The organism is Tengunoibacter tsumagoiensis (assembly GCF_003967535.1).
Lineage (GTDB): Bacteria > Chloroflexota > Ktedonobacteria > Ktedonobacterales > Ktedonobacteraceae > Tengunoibacter > Tengunoibacter tsumagoiensis.
Genome location: NZ_BIFR01000002.1, coordinates 633,103 through 645,505, shown reverse-complemented (window position 1 = coordinate 645,505; position 12,403 = coordinate 633,103). Strand labels below are relative to the sequence as shown.

Sequence of the window (12,403 nt, the reverse complement as noted above, 5' to 3'; positions counted from 1 at the left end):
CTCTATCTTCCCTTTACTGTCCACTTTTATGATTACCGGGCACTTTGGAGACATTCGCTACCTTTTTTCGATAGCGCTCGCGAGCATTTGTTCCCAACGTTGGAAGGCTGGCCTTCGGCTGGGATTTTTTTTCTTCCTCTATATATTTGGCCAGTTCAGCAATAGTTGAGCGCTCAAAAATCTGAACCAGCGGAATATGCAGGTCAAAGACTGTGATGATATGGGAGACAACCTGTGTTGCCAGCAGGGAGTGTCCTCCTAAGGCAAAGAAATTATCATGAATGCCCACACGTTCGATCCTGAGCACCCGCTCCCAGATCTTTGTGAGCTGTTGTTCAACTTCGGTCTGGGGCGCACTATATGTGGCCTGCACAGCTGATGCATTGACATCAAATGCTGGGAGGGCGCGTCGGTCAATCTTGCCATTGGGCGTTAAGGGGAAGGCTTCCAGGACCACATGTAGCGCCGGAACCATATAGTCGGGCAGGCTTGCTCGTAGCCCTGCACGCACCTCTTCCCAGACGAACGAGGCGGCCTCCACTGGCACCACATACGCCACCAGACGCTTCACCCCTGGCTGATCTTCTCGCGCCAGCACCACTGCCTCGCGCACCTGTGGCACATGATTCAGCGCTCCTTCGATCTCTCCCAACTCGATGCGATAGCCCCGCACCTTCACCTGCTGGTCCGCTCTCCCCACATACTCCAGCTCCCCATCCCCTCGCCAGCGCACCAGATCCCCCGTCCGATACAGTCGCGCTCCCGGCTCAGCACTCAGCGGATGCGCCACAAACCGCTCCGCCGTCAGCTCGGGCCGGCCCAGATACCCACGCGCCTGCCCGGCCCCCGCCAGATACAGCTCACCCACGACTCCCAGTGGCACCAGTTGCAAGTGCCCATCCAGCACATACGCCTGCGTGTTGGAGCGCGGACGCCCAATCGAGACCGCTCCGCGCTGCTCCCGCTCCAGGTGCGCCCAGGTTGAGTAGGTCGTGTCTTCGGTGGGACCATACAGATTGTAGATCTGCTTCACCGTCGTCTGCGCGTAGAGCTGCTCAACCAGACTGGCAGAGAGCGCCTCTCCGGCCAGATTGATCGTGTGTACCGAGTCCGGAATCTGCCCTCCTCGCAGCAGTTCTGCAATGGCTGAGGGTACCGTATTGATCAGGGTCACCTGCTGATGCCCGGCCTGCGTGGGATAGGTCAGGGCATTATCTACCAGGATGATGGTCCCTCCCGAGGCCAGGGGCACAAAGAGCTCATAGATCGAGAGGTCAAAGCAGAGCGAGGTCGAGGCCAGCACCCGCGCCAGCGCCTCCGCAGCAAAGGTCTGCTGGGCCCAGGTGAGCAGATTGACGGCACTGCGATGCGTGATCGCCACGCCTTTGGGGCGTCCCGTCGAGCCTGAGGTATAGATTACATAGGCGGTCTGATCCGCCTGGACCGCACGCACTGGCGGGATCACTGACTGTTGACAGAGCTGTGACCAGACCTGGGTGAGCGAGATCACAGCCTCCTCAGGCCAGGCCACGGGCAGCGACTCCAGGATCAGCACCAGATGAACCCGGGCATCTGCAAGTTGGAAGGCCAGACGTTCACCTGGATAGGCAGGATCGAGCGGGACATAGGCCCCACCGGCCTTCAGGACGGCAAGCACTGCCACAAGCATCTCCAATGATCGGGGCAGACACAGACCTACCAGAACTTCAGGACCCACACCGCGCTGTTGAAGCAGGTGAGCCAGTTGTGTGGCGTGTTGATCCAGATCGGCATAGCTGAGCTGCTGCTCCTCAAAGATCAGGGCAATGGCATCGGGCTGCCGCTGCACCTGCTCCTGGAACAGATCATGCAGGCATGCCTCCGCTGGATAGTCTGCCGAGGTCGCGTTCCAGGTCTCTAGCAACTGATGCCGCTCAGGCTGGGTGAGCAGATCCAGACATGCAGGTACCTGATCGGGCCTCTCCACCATATGTTGGAGGAGAACGTACAGATGCTGTAAAAGCCGCTCCATTTCTGCTGCGGTAAACCGTGATTGCTCATACAGCAGTTTGAGAGAGAGATGTTCCTGAGGCAGAACCATTAAGCTCAATGGATAATGAATCTGCTCGTTTGCCTGCACAGAACTGATAGTAATTGTGCGTTCCTCTTGCTCGTGGCTTCCCCATGGGTAATTTTCAAAGACAAACAGGCTATCAAATAAGGCGCTACCTCGAGGGAGCTGGCTCCAGGCATTGACCTGGACGAGTGAACTATATTCGTACTGACGCATCTCGCTTTGCTGTTCTTGCAGCTCTTGCAGCCAGTGTAAGAGAGAACGATCCATGGTTAAACGGACACGCATGGGTAGTGTATTGATGAAAAGTCCAACCATCTGCTCAACACCGGCCAGCGACTGAGGACGCCCTGACAGTGTGGTGCCAAAGACCAGATCATCCTGCCCACTGTAGCGGGCCAGCACGATCGACCAGGCACCCAGTAAGAGCGTGTTAAGGGTGAGCTGATGAGTACGAGCGAAGGTATGCAGGATCTGTGTCGTCTCGGCAGATAGCTCATACTGCACCTGTGCAAAACGTCGCTTCTGGGAAGAGGATTCTTCCGCCACTGAACGGCCCAACTGTAATTGGGTAGGCGTCTGGAAGCCAGCAAGCCAGCGCCGCCAGAAGGCCTCTGCTGCCCCCGCATCCTGCTGCTGCAACCAGCGAATATAGTTTTGATAAGGAAGCGCTGGCTCACTTCGGAGCGATTGGCCCTTCACCAGTGCTTCATAGTCGGTAAATACTTTCTGTAGAATGATTGGCAAGCTCCAGCCATCGAGCAAGAGATGGTGATGGGTCCAGAGCAACTCATAGTGGTCCTGTTCCAGATGAATGAGTGTCATGCGCATCAGGGGGGCCTGCGTCAATACAAAACCTTGCTTGTTGCGGTCATCCTGGAGAAGGGCGCTAAGACGGCTCTGTTGCTCATCCCTGGTATAAGCTCGCCAATCTTCCATCTGAAATGGTAGCGTTACCTGTCGCTGCACTATTTGTAACGGTTCTTCAAGCCCTTCCCAGACGAAGGCGGTACGCAAGATGCTATAGCGATCCACAAGGTGTTGCCATGCTTGCCTGAGAGCTTCACTATTGAGATGACCTTGCAGTGTGTACCTGATCTGTGTAATATAATCTCCTTCTCCAGGTGCATAGAGGCTCTGGAACAGGAGTCCCTGCTGCAAGGGCGAGAGGGGATAGAGCGCTTCGATAGCACGTCTGTTTCCTATCACAGCATCCAATGTTGGCTGATTCAGCTTCGCCAGCGGGAAGTCTGATGGAGTATAGCCACCTGCGTCGGATAGCTGACAGTGGGCGATCAGGGTGCGTAAGGCTATTAGATATGCCTGAGCAAGTGCACGAATGGTCTCTTCTTTATGTCTATTTGCACTATATGTCCATACGAGCTGCAATTGACCTCCACTGACATTCCCATTGATGTCGATGAGGTGCTCACGTCGTCCACGCGGGCTTACAGCCAGACCGCTCGACTCCGGTGCAGAGGCAAAAAGGTTATGTGTGGCGAGAAGCTGGTCAAATTGTCCAAGATAATTAAAGCTTATCTGCGATTGGGCCGCATTTTTGAGCGTCTCTCCCTCTGCGTTATTCCGACGGAGATAGCGCAATATACCATAGCCGATCCCATGCTGCGGCACCTGGCGCAATTGCTCCTTAATGGTTTTCAGGGCCTGGCCAGGATCTGCTCCGGCTTCCAGGTGCAATACCACTGGATATAAACTGGTAAACCAGCCAATTGTGCGCGAGAGATCTACTTCGTCAAAGAGCTCTTCACGTCCATGGCCCTCTACATCGATTAGATGACGCTCTTGTGCTGTCCAGTTCTGTAGCGTCTGGGCCAGAGCGGTGAGAAGAACATCGTTAATCTGGGTATTGTATACAGGTGGAACCTCCTGAAGCAGTGCTCGCGTCTCGTGTTGACTTAAAGAGACCAGCACGTGCTGCGCCGATGCTACGGTATTCTCTCCATCGCTATAATCCAGAGGAAGAGGAGCCTCCGCCATCTGCTGCTGCCAGTACGCTAGTTGATGACCGATCTCCTCTGTTTGTGCATAGTCTTGCAGGCGTTGTGCCCACTGCTGCCACGACGTTGTTTTCGCAGGCAATTGTACGATCTTGCCCTGGCTCAATTGCAGATAGGCATGCTGAAGATCTTCTAAATAAATACGCCACGAGACGGCATCGACTATCAGGTGGTGAATGACTATCAGAATTCTCTGGCCCTGCTCGTCGCCTAGATTGAAGTGCGCAACCCGCAGGAGTGGTCCTTCGGTCAGGTCTAAGCTCGCTTGTATCTGACTGGCAATCTCCTCTAATACCGCCGGGCGGTACTGCACTGCTACGCTCGACAGGTCTATGAGAGGAATGGCTAGATGAGGAAGCTCCTTATGATGGCGTTGCTGCCATCCCTCAGGGCTCTGTGTAAAGCTTAAGCGCAGGGCGTCATGCTGATGCACCACTAGAGCCAGTGCTCGTTGAAGGGTTTCTCGATCGAGCTCTTGTGTGACCCGCAAGAGCATGGCCTGATTCCAGTGCTGAGGGTCAGGCTGATTCTGCTCAAAGAACCAGTGCTGAATTGGGGTCAATGGCACTTCGCCCTGCACCAGACCTTGCTCGGCCTCCAACACTTTCTGTATCCCCTGCTCAGAGAGTTTGGCCGATAATTCGGCAATGGTTGGAGATTGGAAGAGCTGGCGAGGCGTCAGGATAAAGCCCTGTTGGCGTGCGCGGGCCGCCACTTGCAGGCTCAAAATCGAGTCGCCCCCCAGGGAGAAGAAGTTGTCATGGATGCCAATCTGCTCCACCCCTAAGACCTGCTGCCAGATCGCGACCAGTACCTGCTCTCGTTGATCGCCTGGTGCGACATAGCTCTGTGCATCCGCCAGATGTGCATACTCCGGTGCAGGCAGGGCGCGGCGATCCACTTTGCCATTGGGCGTCAACGGGAAGGCATCTATCACGACATGTAGCGCCGGCACCATATACTCGGGCAGGCGCTCCTGCAAACTCACCTGGATCGTGTCCCAATCAATCGTTGCGTGCTCCTCCAGGACCAGATAAGCAACCAGCCGTTTGATCCCCGGCGCATCTTCACGTGCCAGCACAATGGCATCCCGAACAGCCTCCTGCTGTCTCAAGGCCTGCTCGATCTCGCCCAGCTCAATGCGATAGCCCCGCACCTTCACTTGCTGATCCGCTCGTCCCACATACTCCAGCACCCCATCCGCTCGCCAGCGCACCAGATCCCCCGTTCGGTAGAGCCGCTCTCCTCCCGTCGCACTGAACGGATGAGGCACAAAGCGCTCTGCCGTCAGTTCCGACCGGCCCACATAGCCCCGCGCCAGTCCATGACCGCCCGTGTAGAGCTCGCCAATCACTCCCATCGGAACCGGCTGCCGATACCGATCCAGCACATAGACGCTGCTGTAGCGAATGGGCCGCCCAATCGGAATGGGTGCCTCCACCTGCTCAGGATCATGCATGGGATAGCAGCAGGTGAAGGTCGTATTCTCGGTCGGGCCATAACCATTGATCACTTGCTGTCCCGGATGGGCTCGTAGAAGCGCTCGCACCGGCTCTGGACCCAGCACATCCCCGCCGGCCAGCACCTGACGCACACTCGCCAGCGCCTCCGGCTGATACTCCACCACCTGCTGGAAGAGCCCAGCCGTCAGCCAGAGCCAGCTCACCCCCTGCTCCTGCACCACCTGTGCCAACCGTTCAAGCGCCGGAAGCTGCTCCGTTAAGAGGACGAGCCGGGCTCCATGCAACAGGCTCCCCCACAGTTCTAAGGTGGAGGCATCAAAGGCCAGCGGAGCCAGTTGCAGCCCGATCTGCTCATGGTCCAGTTGCGCAAACCAGTTCTGGCTGATCAGTCGGATGATGGCTTGATGCGGCACCGCCACGCCTTTGGGCTCGCCCGTCGAGCCAGAGGTAAAGAGGATATAGGCCAGCGTCTGCGCCTGCGCCTGTTGCTGAGGTGGCTGCTCAGGCAGGTGCGTGCTCTCGTGCAGAAGCTGGCTCAGGTCCAAACTGCGCCACGCTCCCTCGAGTTGGGGGAGACCAGGATCGGTCAGTAGCAGGTTCACTGCGGCCTGACCAAGCTGGAAACGCAGCCGCTCGAGCGGAGCCTGAGGGTCCAGCGGGACATAATGGCCGCCTGCTTTCAGGATGGCGAGCAGGGCGATCAGTTGGGAGAGCCCACGCGGCACATGCAGTCCAACGCCCACTTCAGCCGCGACTCCCAATGCCTGCAAGCGATGAGCCAGCTGATTGGCTTGCCGTTCCAGTTCGCCATAGCTGATCTGATCTTGCTCACAGACCAGCGCGATGGCATCGGGTCGCTGCGCAGCCTGCTCGGTAAAGAGCTGTGGTACGGTGCTCTCGCGAGGGGCTGGCGTGTTCTGCTGGCTCCATTGCTCCAACACAATGGTTCGCTCCGCATCCAGGAGGGCCGACAGGCTGGCGATGGGCCGTTCCAATGCATCGGGCAGGCTTTCAAGCAGGCGGTGATAGCGGCTGAGCAGGAGCTCGATGGTCTCGGGCGAGAAGCGCGTCTGATCGGCAAGCAGCCGTACCTGTACCTGCTCGCCCGGCATGACAATACAGGTGAGAGGATAGGGGGTTTGCTCCTGTGTACGCGCTGCGCTGATATACATTGCTGATGGAGAGGCGGCATCGACGGGCAAGGGGTAGTTTTCAAAGACGAACAGTGTCTCAAAGAGGGCCTGTCCGCCGGGGAATGGGCTCCAGTTCTGAACCTGCTGCAATGGGGTGAACTCGTATTGGCGCATGGCGCTCTGCTGCTGTTGTACCTGTTGCAACCATGCACTCAAGGTGAGCTTGCCATCGATGTGCAGAGGCAGGGGCAAGGTGTTGATGAAGAGTCCTACCATCTCTTCAATCCCTGCAATCTCGGGCGGGCGACCGGCCAGCGTGGTTCCCAACACGATCTGCTCCTGCCCACTCAGGGTTGCCAGGAGCCAGCCCCAACTTCCCAGTAAGAGCGTGTTGAGGGTGAGTTGCTGCTGACGAGCTTGCTGCTGCAAGAGGTGGGTCAGTTCACTGCTGAGCTGTAGACTATGTTCGGCTTGATCTGGTGTGGTCTCATCCTGCTGATGGTGCTCTCCCAACATCAAAGGGGTCGCAGGTTCCAGTGAGCTCAGGGACTGACGCCAGAAACGCTCAGCTGCCTGCTGATCCTGGCGGGCCAGCCAGGCGATATAGTCCTGATAAGGTCGCACTGCGGGCCAGCGCAGCGGACGATCTGCCAGGATCGCCTCATAGGCCTGACCGACGGCTTGCAGGACCAGCGGCAGGCTCCAGCCATCCAGCAAGAGGTGGTGATGCGTCCAGAGCAGCTCGTAGCGGTCGTCCTCCATCTGGATCAGCGTCAGGCGCATTAAGGGGGCGTGATCCAGCGCGAAGCCCTGCTGGCGATCTCGCTGGAAATATGCGTTCAGACGCCTTTCCTGCTCATCCGCAGGATAGATGCGCCAGTCATGATCATCGAATGGTAGCCTGACATGCGATTGTACTCTCTGTAGAGGCACTTCCACCTCATGATGAAGAAAGGCTGTGCGCAGAATGCTATAACGCTCTACTACTTTTTCCCAGGCTATGCGAAAATAATCTGTGTTGAGCAAGCCCTGGAAGGTGAATTGCGCCTGAGTGATATAGTTCCCTTCTTCGGGTGCGTACAGGCACTGAAAGAGGAGGCCTTGCTGTAAGGGGGAGAGGGGATAGATGGCCTCGATGTCACGTCTCCCACCGATGATCAGGTCAAGTTGCTCCTGGCTCAGTTGTATGAGTGAGAAATCTGATGGTGTGTATCCACCTGCTACTGTCGATTGGCAGTGCTCAATGAGGGTGCGTAAGGCGGCGATGTAGAATTGGGCCAGGTTCTGGATCGTTTCGGGATGGTGGCGGTTGGCACTGTAGAGCCATGTGAGGTGAAGTTGTCCATCGCTCACGATTCCGTTGATTTCTAGCAGATGTTCGCGCTTTCCCTGCAAACTTCGCGCAGGTCCTCCCGCTTCTTGCACCATCCTGAATAGTTCGTTCCCGATCGAGCTCTGCTCAAATTGGCCCAGATAGTTAAAACTGATATGGGGCTGAGGCCACTCCTCAAGTTCTTCCAGCAGTTCATCATCCTGGCACAGGTAGCGTAAGAGACCATATCCGATTCCATGCTGGGGGATCTGGCGTAGTTGCTCTTTTATGTTTTTGAGGGCTGTTCCCTCATCGCTACCCATATCTATCTGCAATACAACTGGATATAAACTGGTAAACCAGCCAACTGTCCGGGAAAGATCGCTATCCTCAAACAGATCTTCACGGCCATGCCCTTCCAGTGCGATCAGCTGGTTCTCCTGACCTGTCCAACGCTGTAGTGTTTGCATGAGAGCTGTAAGCAGTACGTCAGTGATCTGGGTATGATACACGGATGGGACCTCTTGCAGCAGAGCTCGGGTCTCTGATTGAGTTAAAGAGACGCGCACGTGCTGCTCAGAAGCGATGGTATTCTCTCCCTCTTCATGATCAACTGGAAGAGGGTTAACTGGTCTCTGCACATGTTCTCGCCAGTAGTCTAACTGCCGAATAATCTCTTCTTCTTGCGCATACTGCGAGAGATGATGAGCCCACTGCCGCCAGGAGCTGGTCTTGGCAGGCAGTTGTACCATCTCGCCCCGGCTCAACTGGCTATACACACGTCGCAGGTCCTCCAGTAAGATACGCCAGGAGACCCCGTCCACGGCCAGATGATGAATAATGATGAGCAATTGCCCTTCATGGTCACGTCCGAGGTCGAAGTAGATCGCACGCAGAAGCGGGCCATGTTCTAGACTCAAGCTTGCATGTCTCTCTGCTGTCAAGACCTCAATCGTTGCTTTCTGTTCAGAGACTGATTGTGTGGAGAGATCGATGGTTTCAAATGGTACAGAGGCATCGACTGCGGCATTGACCTGACGCCATACTTCAGCAGTCTGTGTGAAGCGGAGCCGCAAGGCATCATGATGCATAAGTAGATGAGCGATGGTCTGACGAAGATATTCCGACGAGCACTCAGGCGGAGTTGCCAGCGATACTGCTTGATTCCAGTGCTGCGGTTCCGGTTGCTCTTGCTCAAAGAACCAGTGCTGAATAGGGGTAAGTGGAATCTCGCCGCTTACCATTCCTTGTTCCGCTTCGATATGGGGCTGTGCTGTCTCTTGTGCGAGGGCTATCACAAGATCTGCAATGGTGGGATGCTGAAAGAGTTGACGAGGTGTCAGCGCAATACCAGCCTGGCGAGCGTTGGAGACGATCTGAATGCTTAAGATGGAGTCGCCACCCAGCGCAAAGAAGTTATCCTGCACGCCCACGCGCTCCACTCCCAGCACCTGCTGCCAGATCTCCACCAGCCGCCGCTCGCTCTCATTGTCCGGAGCCTGATACTGCTCCGCCTCTCCCAGATGCTCATAGTCCGGCGCGGGCAGGGCTCGTCGATCCGTCTTCCCATTAATCGTCAATGGCAAGGACTCCAGCACGACATGCAGCGCCGGCACCATGTAGTCGGGCAACTGCTCCTTCAGACTGCTCCTCACACGCTCCCAGACAAATCCTTCGGGGACCCGAGGCACAACCCGAGGCACAATATACGCCACCAATCGCTTCACGCCTGGCTGATCCTCCCGCGCCAGCACCACCGCCTCCCGAATCTCCTCCTGCTGACCCAGCACCGCTTCTATCTCTCCCAGTTCGATCCGATACCCTCGCACCTTCACCTGCTGATCCCCTCGTCCCACAAACGCCAGCTGTCCATCGGGCCGATACCAGACCAGATCCCCCGTCCGATAGAGCCGCGCTCCCGCCTGCCCACTGAATGGATCGGGCACAAAGCGCTCCGCTGTCAGATCCGGTCGGCCCAGATACCCCCGCGCCAGCCCATCGCCTCCCGTATACAGCTCTCCCACCACCCCACGTGGCACCGGCTGCCGATGCGCATCCAGCACATAGACGGTGCTGTTATTGATGGGCGAGCCAATCGGGATCGCACTCTCCACCTGCTCGGCATCGTCCATCGGGTAGCAACAGGTAAAGGTCGTATTTTCGGTTGGACCATAGCCATTGATCACCCGCTGTCCCGGATGCCGCAGCAGCAGGGTTCGCACCGCCTCAGGAGCCAGCACATCTCCTCCTGCCAGCACCTGGCGCACGCCGGCCAGGACCGCTGGCTCTTGCTGCACGATCTGCTGAAAGAGTCCTGCCGTCAACCACAGCAGGCTCACCGCTTCTTCTTGCAGCAGCGGCGCCAGCAGCTCCAGACTGGGCGGCTGAGCCGGTGCCAGGACGAGCCGGGCCCCATGCAGCAGGCTCCCCCACAGTTCCAGCGTGGAGGCGTCAAAGGCCAGCGGAGCCAGCTGTAAGAAGATCTGTTCCTGATCCAGTTGCGCAAACCGGTTCTGACAGACCAGCCGGACAATGGCCTGATGAGGGACCGCCACGGCTTTGGGCTCACCTGTGGAGCCCGAGGTATACATGAGATAGGCCAGTTGCTGCGCATTGCTCCAGGGGAGCGCGGGGGCAGCCGCGACCGGAACTAGCAGGGCCATCAGGTGGACCAGATTCAGATGGGGCAACGAAAGCTCGGTCAGGGAGGTCGCCTGGGAACCATGGGAACCGGCCAGCAGCACAAGCTGAACCCGAGCCGTCTGGCAGTGGAAGCGCAGGCGATCCAGAGGCAGATGCGCATCCAGAGGGACATAGTAGCCCCCGACTTTGAGAATGGCAAGCAGCGCCAGCACCAGCTCCGGAGAGCGCTCGGTCTCTACGCCCACCGCGACCTCGGGGCCAATGCCATGAGCGGAGAGCAGATGAGCCAGACCATTGGCACGCTGGTCCAGTTCCTCATAGCTGAACTGTTGCTCCGCAGAGACCAGCGCAATGGCATCGGGCGTTCGGGCAACCTGCGCTTCAAAGAGTAGGTTCACCAGCGCCTCGCGTGGATACTCCGTCGCCGTTGCATTGCATTCTCGGAGGAGCCACTGCTGCTCCTGCTCATTAAAGAGAGGAAGGTCCACCAGCCTCTTTGTGAGGTGCTGAGCCATCTCTTCAAGCAGCGTAGAGAGATACCTGAGCATATCAGCGATCATGTTATGCTCAAAACTGTTGCGATCATAAAGAAGCTCGAGATGTAATTGTGGACCAGGAGTCGCCAGTAACGTCAGCGGATAATATAACTGGTTGTACGCTTGCATATCACTGACGGTCAGGCTCCCCTGTACATCACTTGCATTGTAGCTAACCAGGTAGTTTTCAAACACAAACAGGCTGCGAAAGAGTGGTTCGCCATGTGGGATCTCGCTCCACGTTTGCACATCGGTGAGAGAGCTATATTCATACTGTCTCATCTCGATCTGTTGCGCCTGGAGTTCTTTAAGCCATTCGAGGAGCGTAACCTCTGCTGTCAGACGAACACGAACGGGCAATGTATTGATAAATAAACCAACAATGGATTCAGCACCCACAAGATCCGGTGGACGTCCTGAGACGACCGCGCCAAAGACAATATCCTTGCATCCACTATATCGACCCAACAGGTGCGTCCAGGCCCCCTGCACGATAGTATTCAGTGTCAGTTGCTTTGTGTGGGCCAGCTCTTGTAGGGCCTGCGTTGCCTGTACAGAGAGGGTGATGTCTTGCTTAGCCTGTACCCAGTGCTCGGGCGCATCGCTGGCCTTGCGATCTCCCAATGGAATGGCGCTGGTAAAATCCTGAAGCGTCGAGCGCCAGAACTCTTCTGCCTGATGCGCATCTTGCTTTAATTGCCAGGCGATATAATCTTTATATTGTCGCGAAGGTTTTATCCTTACGGCTCTGCCGTCTCTCAGTGCATCATAACAGAGAAAGACTTCACCCAGGACAATAGCAAGGCTCCAACCATCCAGAATCAGGTGATGATAGTGTAATATGATCCTAAATTGCTCTGTATCAAGCTGGATGCAGCTCACGCGCAAGAGTGGAGGCTCAGTCACATCAAAGCCACGTCTCCGCTCGGCTTGCAGATAGAGATCCTGCTGCTCCTGGTGCTGTTCCTGTGTCCATCCTCGCCAATCCAGATAGTCCACGGTTAAACTGGCCTGTCGATGCACTACCTGGATTGGCGTCTCCACTTCTTCCCAGAGAACGGCTGTGCGCAGAGAGGTGTGTCTGCTCAAGATGTGATTCCATGCCTGTCCGAAGATCACAAGATCAAGCTTCCCACTGACGACAAAATGTATCTGTTCGACATGAGTATCGTACAGGTTGTGGAAAAGCAGGCCTTGCTGCATCGGTGAAAGCGGATAGATATCCTGTATTACAGATTGTGTCAC

General features: G+C 56.6%; 1 protein-coding gene. It reads right to left on the bottom strand.

Annotated elements, in window-relative coordinates:
• Positions 1–13: 13 nt before the first annotated feature.
• Positions 14–12,403, bottom strand: coding sequence for a non-ribosomal peptide synthetase (locus EL628_RS23240; protein WP_126582400.1), 12,390 nt, complete (start codon positions 12,401–12,403; stop codon positions 14–16).